8 protein-coding genes are annotated in these 17,456 nt (G+C 72.9%); all 8 read left to right on the top strand.

Going from position 1 to position 17,456, the window contains the following annotated elements; all coding sequences use genetic code 11:
• Positions 1 to 92: 92 nt before the first annotated feature.
• Complete coding sequence (locus tag WMF46_RS16770; RefSeq protein ID WP_437986525.1) at positions 93 to 1,373, top strand: DUF1566 domain-containing protein; 1,281 nt, start codon at positions 93 to 95, stop codon at positions 1,371 to 1,373.
• 112 nt (positions 1,374 to 1,485) lie between these two features.
• Positions 1,486 to 2,976 carry a YkgJ family cysteine cluster protein gene (locus WMF46_RS16775; RefSeq protein WP_437986526.1) on the top strand — a complete coding sequence of 497 codons (1,491 nt, stop codon included), beginning with the start codon at positions 1,486 to 1,488 and terminating at the stop codon, positions 2,974 to 2,976.
• A gap of 63 nt (positions 2,977 to 3,039) precedes the next feature.
• Positions 3,040 to 4,071: a DUF2169 family type VI secretion system accessory protein gene (locus WMF46_RS16780; protein ID WP_437986527.1), complete on the top strand. Its 1,032-nt coding sequence runs from the start codon at positions 3,040 to 3,042 to the stop codon at positions 4,069 to 4,071.
• A complete protein-coding gene (locus WMF46_RS16785; RefSeq protein ID WP_437986528.1) occupies positions 4,068 to 5,129 on the top strand; it encodes a beta-ketoacyl synthase N-terminal-like domain-containing protein in 1,062 nt (353 codons plus the stop codon). Before WMF46_RS16780 ends, WMF46_RS16785 begins: the two co-directional genes overlap by 4 nt.
• Before the next feature lie 1,112 nt (positions 5,130 to 6,241).
• Complete coding sequence (locus WMF46_RS16790) at positions 6,242 to 11,038, top strand: hypothetical protein (RefSeq protein WP_437986529.1); 4,797 nt, start codon at positions 6,242 to 6,244, stop codon at positions 11,036 to 11,038.
• 334 nt (positions 11,039 to 11,372) lie between these two features.
• Complete coding sequence (locus WMF46_RS16795) at positions 11,373 to 12,587, top strand: cytochrome P450 (RefSeq protein WP_437986530.1); 1,215 nt, start codon at positions 11,373 to 11,375, stop codon at positions 12,585 to 12,587.
• Between the two features lie 319 nt (positions 12,588 to 12,906).
• The gene (locus WMF46_RS16800; RefSeq protein ID WP_437986531.1) at positions 12,907 to 15,132 is read left to right on the top strand and encodes a type VI secretion system Vgr family protein; all 2,226 of its coding nucleotides are present in this window, start codon (positions 12,907 to 12,909) and stop codon (positions 15,130 to 15,132) included.
• Positions 15,133 to 15,172: 40 nt separating this feature from the next.
• Positions 15,173 to 17,446, top strand: coding sequence for a type VI secretion system Vgr family protein (locus WMF46_RS16805; protein WP_437986532.1), 2,274 nt, complete (start codon positions 15,173 to 15,175; stop codon positions 17,444 to 17,446).
• Positions 17,447 to 17,456: the final 10 nt, after the last annotated feature.

Below are 17,456 nucleotides of genomic sequence, written 5' to 3' on the forward strand. Positions count from 1 at the left end.
CGATCGGCGGGTGCTGTGCGCAGCGTGTGATAGGTTGGTGCGGTTCGAACATATTTGTCTTGTGGCATTGGCTTGAGTGCGCAGAGGTGCCTGTGAATCGAAGCAAGCGGTGGGTCGTCGACGCGACCTGGGTGATGGCCGTCCCAGCGGCGCGCGCCCGGACGGGGATCGCGCTCGGCGTGGTGCTCGCGGCCGCGGCGTGCGGCCAGGAGGGCGGCGACCGCGATGCGATCGCGGGGAGCGGCGGGTGGGGGATGGGCGGCGCGCCCGCGACAGGCGGAGCCTCGGAGACGGGCGCCGGGGTCGGCGGAGCGGAGAGCACCGCGAGCGGCGGCGCGCCGGGGGACGGCGGAGCGGAGAGCACCGCGAGCGGCGGCGCGCCGGGGGACGGCGGCGCGGCCGGGGAGGGCGGTGGTCCGGGCAGCGGCGGCGCGGGCGGAGCGCCCGAACGATGCAGCAGGGCCGCGGCCTGCGGGACGCACAAGTGGGCGTGCTGGCCCATGCCCAACCCGGCGGGCAGCGGCCTGCCCAACCCCGCGAGTTATACCGATGTGGGGGGCGGCGTTGTGCGCGACGACCTCACATGCCTCGAATGGCAACAGAACCCTCCTTCCGAGGCGTACACGTGGGAGCAGGCGATCCGCTATTGCGACGACCTGACGCTCGGCGGCTTCTCCGACTGGCGCCTTCCCACGCGCATCGAGATGACGTCGATCGTCGACTTCACCCGGAGCCCGGCCATCGACAGGGGCGCTTTCCCGGGGGCGCGCGGGGGCTTCCACAAGACGTCGTCCGACTGGATCCTCACCATCCGGCAGGCCGGCGCCGGCGCGGGGCGCGACTATGCCTGGGCCTTCAACCTGAGCGACGGGATCGTCAGCAACGCCTACTCCAAGGCGACCGCGGCGAGCCTGCGCTGCGTGCGAGGCAACGGCGAGGGGGAGGCGCCGAGCAGCCCGGCCGTGGCCCCTCCCGACCAGTACGCCGTCGCGTCGCCCGGCGAGGTGATGGACAGGTACACAGGCCTCGTCTGGCAGCAGGGGTATTCGCCGGCCACGCTCGCCTGGGCCGAGGCGGAGAGCTACTGCGCGACGCTCGATCTCAACGGCCACACGTGGCGCTTGCCCAGCATCCGGGAGCTCGCGACCCTCGTCGACGAGGCGCAGGTGGCGCCGTCGATCAACCGCACGATGTTCCCCGACACGCAGTACGGCGCCCGCAGCAACGACTGGTACTGGAGCTCCCACGCGGCCGTGGGGAACGCGGCGGCGGCCTGGGCGCTCAACTTCGACGACGGCTTCACCGGGTTCAACGCCGGAGAGAGCGGCAAGTGGAACTATTTCACCGCCGCGTGGGTGAAGTGCGTGCGCTGAGGGCGCAGCCGTGGCTGAGGCGGCCCGCCCCGGGAGCTCGGCGGCGATGGCCGGCGCCGCCGCGCCTCGTTTCGGTGGCGGGCTGCCGCCGGCGTCGGATAGCGTGCCTCGAGTGAGCCCGAGCACTCCGCCGGCGCGCCCTCGCCTCGCCGCCCACGTGCTCGCGCGGCGCCACGTGGTCGGCGAGGAGGAACGCGTCATCCTCCACGATGTCCGCACAGGGCAGCTGCTCCAGCTCGGCCCACGGGAATGGGTCCTGCTCTCCGCGGCCGACGGGACGCGCGACGTCGAGGGCATCGTCATCGCGGCGGCCCGCGAGGGCGCACACGCGCGTGTGCCCGCGGCGCAGGCGTTCTTCGCCGAGCTCCACGCCGCGGGGCTGCTGGGAGCGGACGACGCCGGCGACGACGCGGCGCGCTCCGGGGCCACGGCGACCGCGACGCCCGCGACGCCCGCGGCGCCCGCGGCGCCCGCGCTCGACCCGGGGGAGCGCGATCCCCGCGAGCGCCCGCTGGAGGTGCTGCCCGACTTCAGCCTGCACTGCGACGGCCGCGGGAGCTGCTGCCGCATCTACGCCTCGATCCTCTTCGATCCCGAGGAGGCCGCGCGGGCGCGGGCGCTGCGCCCCGACGTGCTGAGCGGGGGCGCGCGCCACGAGCGGGCCTTCACGCCGGAGCGCGGGACGTGGCCGTGCGCGGCCTCCGTCGTGGCGATGCGGGATGGCCGGTGCGCTTACCTCGAGGGCGAGGGGCGCTGCTCGCTCCACGCGAAGGGCGGGCCCGAGGCCAAGCCGCTCGGGTGCCGCACTTTCCCGACCAGCTTCATCGACGACGGCGAGTCGGTGCGCGTCTCGGTCGCCGTGGAGTGCGCCTGCGTGCTGGCCAGCGTGGGCCGCCCCGGCGGCGCGCCGCTGCTCGATCCGCGCCTCGTCACGCGGGGAGATCTGGACGAGCGCATCGATGTCGCCCGGCTGCCGGAGCGCGCGCAGGTGGCGCCCGGCGTGACCGCCTCCCGCGCCGAGGTGGTCGCCTGGTCGCGGCGCCTCGCCGCGGCTGCGCCCCCGCCCGACGTCGCCGCGGGCCTCTTCTCGCTCGCCGCCGCGCTCGAGGCCGAGGGCCTCGTCGAGGGGGCAATCGCGCGCTTCGAGCGGCCCGATCCCCTGGATCCCGCGGCGCTTGCGCCCTGGCTCGCCGCGCTCCACGGCCGCGCGGCGCGGCGGGCGCGCGAGGACGCCGCCTGGCGGAGCGAACGGGACCTCGCCCGGAGGGCCACGCAGTGGATCGCGGACGCGACCCTGGCGCTGGCCGAGCCGGACCTGCTCGCCGCGCTGCTCCTCTCGCCCGTGCGCGCGCGCGTCGGCGACCGCGAGCGCTTCACCCTCCGCGCGGCCTTGCACGGCCACCGCCTGCTCGGGGCGCTGCCGCTCTCGCTGGCGCTCCGCGATCGCGCCGTGCGGCTCGTCGTTGCCCGCGCGCTGCCGGCGGTCGTCGACGGGGAGGGGCCGGACGACCCGGCCTGCGCCGAGCCGATCGCGCTCGTGGAGGCGACGCTGCGCGGCCACGGCCTCGACGCGTACGCCGCCGACGTGGCCATGGCCGGATGATCGCGCACGTCTCCTCGAACTCGGAGAGACATCGCCTCCGATCCTGTCGATAATGCGCCCGCGATGAGCCAGCCCCCGCTCGACAACAAGACGGACTTCGCCGCGCACCCACAGCTGCTCGTCGACCGGGACGGCGAGCAGCTGGTCACGATCGTCAAGGCGAGCTTCGAGCTCCAGGGCGACGGCAGCCTCGAGCTCGCGCCCCCCGAGCGCACGCGCGGGGTCCGCCTCGCCGACCTGCCCTGGGAGGAGAAGAAGCCCGAGAGCGTCGCGTACCCCGCCGACATCTGCCTGTTCAAGCCGGCGACCGACGTGATCTTCGTGGCCACGGCGTACGCGCCGAACGGCAAGGCCGTGCCGTCCTTCGACGTGCGCGTCGAGGTGGGCCCGCTCAGGAAATCGCTCGTCGTGTTCGGCAAGCGGCTCTGGGTGGACAAGGGCGGCGGCCTCACCGCGCCGGCGCCCATCGAGCAGATCGACATGCGCTACGACCACGCCTGGGGCGGGCTGGACGACGACGATCCCGCGGCGCCGCTCGAGGAGCCGCGCAACCCGATCGGCACGGGCGTCACGCGCGCGCCGGCCTCGCTCACCCACCAGCCGGCGCCAGCCATCGAGGATCCCTCGTACCCGATCCGGACCGCGAAGACCGCGCCGCCGCCCGCGGGGATCGGGGCCGTCGGCCGGCACTGGGAGCCGCGCCGCGGGTATGCCGGGACGTACGACGTCGCGTGGCGGGAGAACCGCGCGCCGCTCCTGCCCGAGGACTTCGACCACCGCTTCAACCTGTGCGCCTCGCCGGGCCTCATCGCGGATCCGCCGCTCGCGGGCGGCGAGCCGGTGCGGGCGCTCAACCTCACGCCCGAGGGGGCGCTCAGCTTCGAGCTCCCGAAGGTGCAGGTCGAGATCGAGTTCCACGTGAAGGATCGCGCGCCGGTCGCCTTCGCGCCGCACCTCGACACCGTGCTCGTCGACCTCTACGCCACCGGCCCGCAGAAGCCGGTGGCCGTCGAGATGGTCTGGCGCGCGCACGTCAAGGCGCCCCGGCGGATGAAGGACGCGCGCGTGATCGTGCGCGAGCGGGGGCGAGCGTGAGGCCCCTCGCCGTCATGGTGGCCGCGGGCGCGGTAACGCCCGTCGGGCTGCGCTCGATCGACACCGCGTTCTCGCACCGCGCCTCGGCCGCGGCGATGCGCGAGTCGCCGCTCGTGGACGGGCAGGGCGAGCGCGTCACGATGTGCTTCCTGCCCACGCTCGATCCGCGCGTCACGGGCGCGGCGCGCGCCGTCCTGCTCGCGGAGCGCGCGCTCGGCGAGGCGCTGGAGAAGCTCGGCCCCGCGGCGCGGGGGCTTCGCATGCAGATGGGCCTGTGCCTCGACGAGCACCTCGGGCAGCGGCCGCCGGGCGGCGAGGCCCCGGCGCAGCGGGTCGCCGCCGAGCTCGCCGCGCGGGCGCAGTCGTACGGGTGCGCGCCGGAGATCGCCGTCAAGGTCTCGACGCGAGGCCCCGCCGCGCCGGGGTATTTGCTGCCGGAGCTGTGCGACGCGCTCGCGCGAGGCGCCATCGACGCGGCGCTGCTCGGCGGCGTGCACACCGACTACGACCCCGCGCGCATCGCCGCGCTCGACGCCGCGGGCCGGCTCTTCCGGCCGGACAACCTCGACGCCCTCGTCCCCGGCGAGTGCGCGGCCTTCCTGGTCCTCATGCGCCCCGACGTCGCGCGGCGCGCGCTGCTCCGCGAGCTCGGGCAGATCGTCGGCCTCTCCACCGCGCACGAGCGGGCCCGCCCGGACAACGACGAGTCCGCGTTCCAGGCCACGGGCCTCACCGCCGCGCTGCGCGCCGCGCTCGCACCGCTCGCGGAGCGCGGGCTGCGCGCCGGCTGGGTGCTCACCGACATCACCTTCGAGACCTTCCGCCATTTCGAGCTCCAGGCCGCGTCGGTGCGCACGCAGCAGCTCTTCTGCGATCCGCAGCAGCTGGAGTGCCCCGCCCAGCGGATCGGCGCGCTCGGCGCCGCGGCCATGCCGCTGCACCTCGTCATCGCGTCGGAGGCGTTCACGCGCGGCTTCGCGCCGCACCCGTGCGCCGTCTCCCTCGCCGGGAGCGACGGCGGAGAGCGCGCGGCGATGGTGGTCGTGGCGCCGGGGTGATGGCGAGAGAGGGCGAACCAGGTCCAGGGGCAGCCGCCGAACGGGACGACCGCCGAGCTGCGGCGCCCACGAGGGATGCGGCGGTGGTGGGGTACTTTGGCTGAAGGTGGGGTCATTTGAACCGCCAAGTCGCCATAAGACGCCAAGATTTCAGAGGATTTCTTCGCGTCTTACGGCGACTTGGCGGTTCCATCATTCCGGCGCGGAAAATTCTCTCGCCACCTGTCGACGCCGCCTCGGAGAATTGAGATGCAGCCGTAGGTTGTCGGCACGATAAGCCGACACCAGGCCTACCGGTAGCGACCGGGCCAGCTGTCCGCCCAATGGGTATCAGCGAGCTCGGCGCATTGCGTTTCGACCTCCGCTGTTGTGCAGTTCCCCCTGGCAGGCTGAGCTCGACCGTGTTGCTTCTCGCACGCGTACGCAGCCGTAAAGAAGTTCCGCCAGTAGAGGGGACCACGATTATCGGAGCACGACGTGGAGCGCGCCCGGCTGATTATCGATTCTGGGGCGGTATCCTCGCACATCTGCAGGACACACCCAGCCTGGCAGGCTTCTCCCAGCTCTGCCGGCACGTGTACGCAGGGCGACAGCTCCTTTCCGGGGGCGCACCACTCGAGGGTCCGTGCCAGCTCTTTCGTGCTGCATGGCGGACCGTAGATGGTTCCCTTGGGTTCGTCGCGGCACCCGGGCGTGCAGGCGACGAGCAGGAGCACGAGCGCGATGGTCGATGCGTTCATGCCTCTTGCTTAGCATAGGCATGAGGCGCGGATCGACGCCGCGCAGCGTTCGCGCGGCTCGCCGCGAGAGCACGAAAGCCCCCTGCATGAGAGTAGTTGTCGTTGCTCGGGGATCCGCTCACCGACCCGACCGCAAAATAGTGGGGTCGTTTGCGCCCACAAAAGTGGGGTCAATTCAAGGCAAGCGGGGTAATTACCCCACTACCTGTCGACTCCATCCCCGGAGAATTGAAATTCAGCCCGGAGGAGGTCGACACCCTCCCCGGAGCCCGTCGCCAGATGGCGAGTCGGCCCGATCGCGCGCCGCGCCGGCCCCCCAGGGCGGCCGTGCAACGCAGGAACCTGCTCCCCTTGGCGGTGTCAAAAGGCACCATGCCCAGGCCTTCCCTTCCGCTCGCTGGCCTCCTCCTCGTCGCCGTCCTCGGCGCCGCCGCGACCTCCGACGCGGCCACGGACGGCCGCGACGCGGTTGCCCGCGGCCTCGACCTCTTCGTTCACGCGCCCGACCGCGGCGCGCCCGGCGCCACCCTGCCGGTCCAGGTCCTCGCGCTCGGCTTCCCCACGGCGATCACGCTCCGGCCGCTCGAGGCGGTCACCGTGGAGGCGACCTGGGATCCCGAGCACCTCGGCAAGGTCAGCGCCGTCCCGCCGCCCGTGCGGGTCACCACCGACGCGAAGGGGCGCGCTCACCTCGACGTCCCGATCCCGGAGGGGCCCGAGCGCGAGCTCCGGCTGCTGCTCGGCGTGCGCGCCGGCGACCGGCAGCGGACGCGGACGCTCACAGTGCACCGACTGGCGCCGCTCCAGGTCGACCTGCACGTCCCTGACACGCGCGTGGTGCCGGGCAGCGCGATGTCGGCGTGGATCACGGTGCAGAGCCAGGCCTCGGGGCAGCCGGCCCCGCGGGTCCCCGTGGAGGTCAGCCTGCTCGAGGGCGGCGTCGCCCGGCACACGGCCGTGGTCACGACCGACGCGGCCGGCGTCGCCATGACGCGCGTTCCCGTCCCCTGGATCGACGAGCCCGGCTGGCGCTGGATCCTCCGCGCCCGCGCGCGGAGCGCGGCGGGGGCCTCGTCGAACGCCGCGGAGATCTCCCTCTCGCCGCGCGAGGAGACGCCCGGCGCCCCGCAGATGCTGGCCGAGTGGTCCGAGCAGGATCTGCGCGCCGGGGATCGCGCCACTTACGTGATCCGGATCCGCGATGGCGCCGGCCAGCCCGTGGCCGGGCTGCCGGTGCGGACCTGGACCGGGCCGAAGGGCACGAGCCCTCCCGAGGACAGCGCCGCTTGGGAGAAGCTCACCACGCCCGCGCGCACCGACGCGGCCGGCGAGGTCCGCGGCGCGGCCGTGGCGCCCACCACCGTGGTGCAGGGCGCAGGGACCACGCTGCGCGTCGTCGCGCGCGCGACATTCGAGGGGCACGAGCTCGAGCGCGAGGCCACCGTCTCCGTGGAGAGCCCCACCTCGGAGGCGACGCTGCTGCCCGAGGCGGGCGCGATCGTTCCGGGCGCCGCTCAGCGCATGCTCCTGCGCGTCCGCGATGCGCGGCGGAAGCCTGTGCAGGGCGCGTTCACCGTCGAGGGCGACGGGCTCCAGGCCGCCGTGACCACCGACGCGTACGGCGAGGCCGAGGTGATCTGGGACGCGCCCGTCGAGCTCGGGGCCTTCCGCAGCGTCGGGCCGTGCGCCGGCGGCGTCGCGGCGGCGGTGCGCGTGCGGCCATCCGGCGAGCTCCCGGCGCTCGGGTCGCGGCGCGAGCCGTTCGCGCTGTGCGTCTCCGTCGATCGCGACGCCTCGGCGCTGCTCCGGCCCGAGCGGCTCCTCGCTCGCGCCGGCGACGCGCTCGCGCTCCACGTGATCGACGCCAGTGGCGCGGGTCCGCGCGCTGGCCGGCGGCCGGAGGGCGGCAGCGCAGCGGACGGCGCCGATTGGAGCGTGATCGTCCAGGCGGACAACGCGGCCCGCGCTGCGAGCGCCTGGATCGCCGGGGGTCCGGAGGGCGGCGCGCTCGGCCTGCCCGACGGCGCCGCCGGCGTCTGGACGCTCAGCGCCGCCGCTCCCCGGACGGGCGCCGCCGCGCGGCAGGCGGGCGGCGCGGTGCTCGTCACGCCGCGCGTCCTCCCTCGGATCGAGGCCCGCATCACGGGCGGCCGCGCGGCCCCGCGCGGCGCCGTCGACGTGGATCTCGCGCTCACCGACGGGGGCAACCGCGGCCTGCCCGGGACCGTCGCGGCCGTCGTCGTGGACCTGCACGGCGGGGGCAGCGCCGGCGGCCTCGCGGCGCTCGACACGCGCGCGCGGCTCTGCCAGGGCATGGTCGAGCCCGAGCGCTGCGGCGCCTTCCTGCAGGGCGATCCCGCGCTCGAACCGCTCCGGCGCGCGGAGCTCGGCGCGCGGGCGCGCGAGGCGATCGCGCCGGCGAACGATCCGGCCGGCTCCGCGCGGGCGGCGCTCGACGAGGCGTTCGGCCAGGTGCTTCGCTCGCTCGAGGGGGCGGTCTTCGAGGCCACCAGCGATCCGGAGCGGCTGCGCGACGTGCGCCGCCGCGGGCCGGGCGGCGCCCATGCATGGAACCCCGAGCTGATGACCCTGGTCACGGCCGCCATGGACGCGCCCCCCGAGACGCCCGGTGGCGAGCCGCTCTCGCTCACGGACCTCCTGGCGGTGGACCCGCAGGTCACGTTCGATCACGTCGCTCGCCGCGTCACCCGCCTCAAGCTCTTCCGCGTCCTCGCCGCGGCGCGCGCGTTCCGGCGCGAGCGGCTGCTCGACCCGGACGAGCCGGCGCTCCGCGATCCGAACGCGCTGCTCCGCCGCCTGGTGCGCGACGCGCAGCTCGAGGAGTCGCTCCTGCTCGATCCCTGGGGCGGCACGATCCAGTTCACCCCGACGACCGCGCCGCCCGCGCCGTTCCTCACGGTGCGGCGCGGCTTCGCCCTGCACGCGCCCGGGCCCGACGGCCGGATCGGCACGGGCGACGACGTGCGCGATCCGTTCGAGCGCGTGCTGCGCTCGGGCACGCCGTACGCCAGGGCGGTCGGCGAGGATCGCCTTGTCGACGCGAAGTTCGACATGGAGGTCGGCGACGCCACCGTGTCGGCGTGGGAGAGCCTCCTGGAGGAGTTCACGGGCACGTCGCTGGGCGAGGGGCTCGGCCTGAGCGGCATCGGCACCGGCGGCGGGGGCACGGGCTCCGGTGTCGGGTTCGGTGCAGGCCACGGCAGGCTGGGCGGCGCCCACCGCGCCTCGTTCGGCGCGCCGCGGGGTGTGTTCTTCTGGTCGCCGCCCCAGCGCACGGACGGGAACGGTCGGCTGCGGATGCGCGTCCCGCTCGGCGACATCGAGACGACCTTCCGGCTCGTCTTCGTGGGCGTGCCGGACGGCGCCACGCCGGCCACGGCCACGCTCGACGTGCCCACCGCGCAGCTGCTCTCGGCGCGCGTGGAGGCGGGCGCCGCGTGGGTCGAGGGCGACGAGGTCGACGTCGAGATCTCGGTCCGGAACCGCTCATCGAAGCCGCTCCGCGCGATCGTGGAGCTCACGGCGCGCGGCGTGGCCGCCCTCGCGGACCCTCGGCGCCGGGCGGTGGCGGTCGACGTGCCCGCGGGGGGCGCGGCCCCGGTGCGCGCGCGGGTGCGGGCGCTGCGCGCGGGGCGGGCGGAGCTCGCGGTCGCCCTGAAGGCGCAGGGGACCCCGGGCGACACGCTCGTGCACACGTGGGAGGTGCGCCCCGCGGGCGAGCCCACCGACCTGAACATCGCCCAGGTCGTCGAGGGCGGCGCCACGGCCACGCTGCGCGTCGCGGCGGACGCGCAGCGCTACCAGCCCACCGGCCGCCCGCGGCTCGTCGTCGAGCGCGGCCTCGCGGGCGCGCTCACCGCGGCGCTCGAGGCGATGGATCCCGATCGGCTCTCGTCCGCAGGCGCGATGGCGGACGCGGTGGAGGTCGCGGCGCTCGTGCGCCGCTGGGCCACGGCGCGCGGGGGCGAGGGCGCGTCGCTCGCCGCGCGCGCGGAGGACCTCGGCCGCCGCGCCGTGGGCCGGCTGCTCGCGTACAAGGGCAGCAGGAAGGACCTGGTCTCCTGGCCCCCGGCGCTCCGGGCGCGCGCCTTCGCGCCCGCGTCCGTGGCGGAGGAGCTGCCGGCGATCGACGCGCGCTGCCCGCCCGAGCCCCTGCAGCTCACGCCAGCGCTCGACGTGCTCGACGTCGAGCCCTCGCCGGCGGGGGGCGCGGTGAACGCGTGCTGGGACGCGTTCGTCACGAGGACGCTGGACGAGGTGCTCCGGAGCGGCGATCGCGTGGCCCTCGCCCGGGTCCTGCTCGCGCTCGCGGAGCGGCCGCACCGGGCGGCGCTGGCCGCGAACGTGGCGGACCGGCTGCGCGTCTGGGTGGCGCTGCTCCCGACCGGCGGCATCACCTTGCCGCCGGGTCAGGCCGAGGATCGAAGCGCGCGCGCGGTGGTCTACGCGGCGCTCCTCCGCGCCGCCGGGCTCGGCCCGAGCGCGGCGCCGCCCGCGAAGCTCCTCGGCTGGGTGGGCGTGCAGCGGGACGTGCGCGGCGGCTACGGCGCGCCGGCCAGCACGCGCGCGGTGGTGCGCGCGCTCCTGGCCCACGGGGGCGAGGGCCGAGGGGCGGCCCGGGTCACGGTGACGTCGGGCGGCGTGCGCCGCGACGTGGAGGTCGGGCCGTCGGGGCGGCTCGTGCTGCCGCTCGACGCCGGCGCGACGGAGGCGGCGGTCGAGGTAGCGGGGCCCGCGGTCGTGGCGCGCCTTGAGCGCCCGGCGCTCCGGCGCTGGAGCCGGCCGCCGGCCGCGGCGGCGAGCCCCGTGCAGGCGGAGATCTCCTGGCCGAAGCGCCCGCGCGCGGGAACGACGGGGAAGCTCGCGGTCTCGCTGCGCCACACGCTGGGCCGCCCGGTCGAGGTCGACGTGCGCATCCCGCTCCCTCCAGGGGTGTCGCTGGCCGCGCCGCTCGGGGGCGTGCGGCAGGTGAACGGCGTACTCGCGGTGCGGGCTTCCCTGGAGGCGAGCCGGCTCGCGACGCTTGTGGAGATCCCGGTGCGCTTCGCGCTCGCCGGGAAGGTGACGGCGCCCGAGGCGCAGGCCCGGGTGGCGCAGGAGGAGCTGCCGCGCGCGGTGGTCCCGGCGCGGCCGATCGTGATCGAGTGAGCGCCGGCGAGCTTGCCCGCTGTCGCCTCCGTCCCGTAGAGCTTCTCGAGCTGATCCCGCAGCCACCTCCGGGTTCGTGGGTCTGCGCGAAGTGCAACCGATTTCGATACGCAGCGGATCGTCCGGATCGCAGGCTGGCAGAGCGCTCGGCATGCTCCGGATCCTTGAGCACCGATCACGTTGAAACCCGGAGAATTTTCACGGGGAGGCGGGGAGGAAGAAGAAAATGAATTTCTCCCTCTTGCCGTCTCTCGCTCCCCGCCTCCCCGCCTCCCTGTGAAATTCCTGCTCTTTCTTGTGGTTTCAACCCGTCTGTCGCAGGAGAGCTATTCGCATGAGCCAAGAGCTGCGGAAGTTTGATTTGTTCGCCCCCCATTTCCAGGCGGACCCGTTCCCCACCTATGCCGAGATGCGCCGCTCCGGACCGGTGTGCGTGCTCGAGCCGCTGGGCGCCTGGGCGGTGAGCCGGTACGCCGATGTCATCGCCGTCCTCAAGAACCCTCAACAATTCTCGTCCGCTGGCAACGTCGACGCCTTTCACCCGCCTTGGCTCCCGAGGCAGCCGGGGGCGCATTCCCTGCTCGCCATGGACCCGCCGGAGCACACGAAGCTCCGGAACCTCGTCAGCCGCGCCCTGGGTCCCGGGATCATCACGAGCATCGAGCCCATGGTCCGCGCCATCGCCGAGCGCCTCTCCGACACCCTGCAATCCAGGGGTGAGTCGGATTTCGTCGCCGACTACGCCGTCCCGATGACAGCGGGCGTCATCGGCGAGCTCCTCACCCTGGATCCTTCCCTCCATGCCAATTTTAAACGGTGGACGGACGATATCCTCAGCGTCACGCCCGTCCCGCGGAGCCCCGAGCACGCCGAGCGCGTCCGCGCGTCCGTCGCCGAGATGGAGCGCTACCTCGGCGACGTCCTTGAGGCGCGGCGGCGCGCGCCCGGCGATGATCTCGTGAGCGCGCTCCTCCAGGCCGAAATCGACGGCCATAAGCTCACCCCGGAAGAGCTCATGTCCTTCATCTTCGTCCTGGTCCCAGCGGGGTTCGATACAACATCCACATTGATAAGCAAATCAATCATTACCCTCGCCAAGCGCCCCGCGGACACCGAGCGGCTGCGCGAAAACCCGGCGCTCATCCCTCGCTTCATTGAAGAAATGCTCCGGTGGGACCCGCCTACCCATAACATCTTCCGTAAGGCGATGCCCGGAGCGGAGGTGGGCGGCGTCAAGGTGCCCGCCGGCGCTCCAGTGACGGTCATCCTCGCGTCCGCCAACCGCGACGAGGCCGTGTTTCCCGATCCCGACGAGTTCGATATGGACCGCGATGTGCCAAAGACCGGGACGGGGGCGTCGGTCGCGTTCGGGCACGGCGTCCATTTCTGCGTCGCCCACCTTCTCGCGCGCCTGGAGGCGAGGGTGGCGCTCGAATCCTTGCTCGCTCGATTCAAGCGAATCGATCTGGTCAACCCCACCATCGAGTGGAGCACGATGGTCTTCGTGCGAACCCCATCGCGGCTGCCGGTCCGCGGCGTCTTGCCCTAGAGCGGCGGTCACCCGCTTCGGATACGGGCCCATCTCGACGTTTTCGGTGCTCAGCGCACGGGAGTGCGCTTCCGCGCCGAAAACGCCGATCTGGACCCGTCTCCTGTGCGGGTGACCGCCGCTCTGCGGCGCTCGTACCAGGCTCAGCTGAATACCGCTCTGGAGCGACAAACGGGTTGAAATCACGATAAAACCAGGGATTTTACAGGGAGGCGGGGCGCGAGATCCGCCCGCCCACGCCCCTCTCCCCGCGTCGGCGCCGCGTCGGGTTCCAGCGACGGGGCTTGGCGCCGTCCGCCGATCGCCTACCATGCCCCCAATGGCCGCTACCTTCGCCACCTTCTCCCTGGAGGGCGACAAGCTCCCCGCGGACGTCTCCGTGACCCGCTTCGAGGCCGTCGAGGCGATCTCCACGCCCTACACGGTCGAGGTGCGCTTCGCGACGCTGGACACGTCGTTCCGGGTCGAGGACTGCCTGCGCAGCCGCCTCTGCCTGCGCGTCGTCGACACGTCGGGCCAGGAGCGGCTGTACGACGGCATCGTGGACCGCGCCGGCTTCGCGCACATCGTGGGCGAGAGCCGCCAGTTCGACGTCCGCCTTCGGCCCGCGCTGGCCGCGCTCGCGCACCGCGAGGGGTGCCGCATCTTCCAGGAGAAGACCATCGTCCAGGTCGCGCAGTCGGTCTTCGAGGACGCCGGCTTCGGCGACAAGGTCGAGTGGCGCATCGCGAAGGAGTACGAGCCGCGCGAGTTCATCGTCCAGTACCGCGAGTCGCACCTCAACTTCGTCTCGCGGCTCCTCGAGGACAACGGCCTCTTCTACTACTTCCGGCACGAGGCCGCCGGGCACACGATGATCATCACCGACGACCCCGCCGCCTTCGAGGTGGAGGAGGGGCTGCCGGTGAACTTCCGCATGGCGCAGGGCGGCCTGCCCGGGAGCCTGCCGCTCTCCAAGCTCACGAGGACGCGCGCGCTGCGCACGAGCCTCGTCCACCTCCGGGACCACGATTTCGAGAAGCCCGACGTGAAGCCGGAGTCCGCGCTGCCCCGCAAGGAGGCCATCGCGGCGCCCTACTTCGAGTACCCCGCCGGCTTCACGAAGGGGAGCGTGGGCGGCCGCCGCGCCGAGGCCCGCATGCGCGAGCTCTCCGCCGACGCCGACGTGTGCGAGGGCGAGAGCCGCGCGGCCGGGCTCAAGGTGGGCGAGCCGTTCGTCGTCGAGGGCGCCGCGGAGCCGTGCCTGAACGGCGAGTTCGTGGTCACCCACCTCGTCTCGCGCGGCAACCAGACGCTCACCGGCGGCGCGGCGAACTACGACGTCGAGAACCACTTCCGCGGCGTCCCCAAGGGCGCGCCCTTCGCGGCCGAGCGCCGCGCGCGGCGGCCGCGCATCCGCGGCGTCCAGACGGCCGTCGTCACGGGGTCGAGCACCCAGGAGCAGGCGCTCCACGTCGACAAGTACGGCCGCATCAAGGTCCGCTTCTTCTGGGACCGGCAGGGCCAGCAGGACCACACCTCGAGCTGCTGGCTGCGGGTCTCGCAGGTCGCGATGGGCGGCTCGATGATCCTCCCCCGCGTCGGCTGGGAGGTCTCGGTCGCGTTCCTCGACGGCGACCCGGACCGGCCGCTCGTGCTCGGGCGCACCTACAACGCGGAGAAGACGCCGCCCGACGCGCTCCCCGCCGCCAAGGCGTCCGGCACGCTGAAGAGCATGTCGTCGCCCGGCGCAGGCGGCCACAACCAGATCGGCATGTCCGACACCGCGGGGAGCCAGGGGTTCGGCATCCACGCCCAGAAGGACCTCAACGTCACCATCAAGAACGACAAGGTCGAGGAGGTCACGGTCAACGAGGAGCAGCACATCAGCGTGAACGGCTCCCGATCGGTGAAGGTCGACGACTCGACCTCCGTGGCCGGCAACCAGTCGCTCGACGTCGGCGCGGTGCTCTCGCACAAGATCACCGGCAACCAGAGCATCTCGATCGGCGGCAACGACACGACCAACGCGATCAGCAACCACGTCGAGAAGGTCACCGGCAACCGCTCCTACACGGTGAGCGGCAATCAGATCACGATCTCGAACGGCGTCAGGCACTCCATCACCGGGGACATGAGCCGCAAGGTCGGCGCGCTGCAGCTCTCCGGCAGCTTGGGCTCGATCAACGACAACGTCCTCGGCGGGATGACGGAGACGGTGGGCGCCGTGAAGGCGCAGATCATCAACGGCAGCCACGGAGAGCAGATCACGGCCAACAAGGACCAGACCTCGCTGGCGGCGGAGCTCCACCTCACGAAGGGCTCCCTCTCCCACGTGGCGCTCGGCGTCACCAACATGGTCGGCGGCCTCCATTACCAGAAGCTGGACGGCGATCTCGTGGTGCAGGCGCCGCTCATCACCCTCCTCGGCGCCGTCGGCGCCTTCAAGGGCGGCGGCAGCGAGCTCAAGCTCGGCGGCGGGCCGATCGTGATCAAGGGGTCGAAGATCGCGGTCAAGGGCGCGCTCGTCGTCAAGATGGGCGCGTCGATGAAGCTCGGATCGTGAGGGCCCATGAGCGCTAGTGACGTGAAGAGAGAGGTGAAGAGTGGCTGATCATCATGTCCTCGCGATCCCCTCCCTCAGCGTGGAGGGCAAGATCTACCGGGTGCTGCGCTTCGAGCTCACGGAGCAGCTCTCGGAGCTCACCCGCCTCGAGTGCGAGCTGCTCGACGACGAGGCGGCGCTGCCGAGGCCGAAGGAGGTCCTCGGCAAGCGCGCCGTCTTCACGCTGTCGCGCAGCGACGACACGCAGACGCGCTCGTTCGCCGGGACCATCGTCCTCGCCGAGCTCGTGCCCGATCTCGACGACGTGCCCACGCTGCGGATCGAGGTCGCGCCGGCGCTCTGGAACCTCGGGCAGCGCTCCGACTGCCGGATCTTCCAGGACAAGAGCGCTGTCGACATCGTGAAGGAGGTCCTCGAGGGCGCGGGCGTGCCCGCGGGCCAGCAGGACTGGCGCGTGACCGAGCCCCACCCGACGCGGGTCTACACGGTCCAGTACCGCGAGCGGGACCTCGATTTCGTGCACCGCCTCCTCGCCGAGGAGGGGATCTACTTCGCGATCCACATGAAGGACGACGAGGACGTCCTCGTCTTCGGCGACTCGCCGACCGGCCTCGAGGACATCGAGGGCGCGACCTCGCTGCCGTTCTTCCAGGACTTCGGCGTCGAGGGCTTCGCGGATCGCGTCGTCCGCCTCTCGCGGGAGGTCTCCGTGCGGAGCGACAAGGTGTTCGTCCGCGACTACGACCCGGAGAAGCCCTCGACGAAGCCGGAGGCGTCGGCCGAGGGGAGCGATCCCGGGGACCACGTGCTCGAGATCTACGAGCACCCGGCGCGCACCGCCGACGCGAGCGTCGCGGAGCGGCTCGCCAAGGTGCTGCTCGACTCGGTGCAGGCGGAGCGCGACGTCGTGCACGGCGAGACCGGCTCGCTCGCGCTGCTCCCGGGCCGGCGCTTCTCGGTCGATGGCCACCCCTACGACCCGCTCAACCAGGAGTACCTCGTGGTCCGCGCGCGCATCGCCGGCAGCCGGCCGCGGAACTTCGAGCTCTCCGGCCGCGCGGGCGCGGAGGACGGCGCGCGCGACCTCCGGTCGAGCTGCGAGTTCTGGGGCGTGCCGACCGGGACCACGCGCTACCGGCCCCCGCGGCGCGCCCGCGAGCAGGTGATCCCGGGCACGCAGACCGCGATGACCACCGGGGCCTCGGGGCAGGAGATCCACACGGACGCGAGCGGGCAGGTGAAGGTCTCCTTCCACTGGGATCGCTCCGGAAAGAAGGACGACACATCGAGCCGCTGGATCCGCACGAGCCAGGTGCCGACGGGCGGCTCCATGTTGCTGCCGCGCGTCGGGTGGGAGGTCACCGTGCGCCACGTCGAGGGCGACGCGGATCGGCCGTTCGTGATGGGCCGCATGTACAACGCGCTCACGCCGCCGCCCTACGCGCTCCCGAAGGAGGCGGGGAAGAGCTCCCTCCAGACCGCGACGTCGCCGGGCGGGGGCAGCACCAACGAGCTCCGGATGTCGGACACGAAGGGCGGCGAGGAGATGTTCATCAACGCCTCGAAGGACATGTCCACCGAGGTGAAGAACAACGCGACCGAGTCGATCGGCAACAACCACAAGAAGAAGATCGGCGCGGACCAGACGACGAACGTCACGGACAGCATGACGACCAGCATCGGGTCGAACCAGACGCTCTCGGTGTCCGGCAACCAGTCGATGAAGATCGAGACCTTCCACGTCGACGACATGGGCGGCGATCACTCGCTCTCGATCGGCGGGAACCGCGACATGAAGATCGGCGGGGATCACAAGCGCGACGTCACCGGCAACAGCTCGCTCACGGTGTCCGGCAACCAGATCGATCTCGTGGTCGGCTCGGTCACGGATCAGACCCTGGCCGGCTTCAACCACGAGGTCGGCGCGGCGCTGATCGAGCTCGCGCTGGGGCACCGCTCCGTGACGGTCCAGGGCGACCGGAGCGAGACGGCCACCGGCGCGAAGGTGATCGCGGTCAAGTCGGGCCGCGGCGTCCAGGTCGGCGGATCGATGAACGTGAAGGTCGGCGGCGCGATCGTCAACGTGGCGAACGGGAACCGCGTGGAGAGCTCGCTCGGCACGTACACCGAGCTCGCCGGGGGCGCGCAGATCGTGAAGGCGAACAACGCCGTCTTCGAGGCGACCGGCGCGCTCACGCTGGTCATGGGGGCGTCGATCCTCTCGCTGACGCCCGCGAGCGTCGCGATCATCGGCGTCTCCGCGAAGCTCGACGGCGACGTCTCCGACACCGCCGCGCTGGTGCTCGACAACTGAGGAGGAGGCG

It is taken from the genome of Sorangium sp. So ce117, assembly GCF_051524395.1.
GTDB classification, from domain to species: Bacteria; Myxococcota_A; Polyangia; order Polyangiales; family Polyangiaceae; genus Sorangium; species Sorangium cellulosum_B.

Coding starts and splice junctions, on each gene's coding strand:
- WMF46_RS16795 (WP_437986530.1), top strand. CDS start 11,373: ATGAGCCAAGAGCTGCGGAAGTTTGATTTGTTCGCCCCCCATTTCCAG.
- WMF46_RS16780 (WP_437986527.1), top strand. CDS start 3,040: ATGAGCCAGCCCCCGCTCGACAACAAGACGGACTTCGCCGCGCACCCA.
- WMF46_RS16790 (WP_437986529.1), top strand. CDS start 6,242: ATGCCCAGGCCTTCCCTTCCGCTCGCTGGCCTCCTCCTCGTCGCCGTC.
- WMF46_RS16800 (WP_437986531.1), top strand. CDS start 12,907: ATGGCCGCTACCTTCGCCACCTTCTCCCTGGAGGGCGACAAGCTCCCC.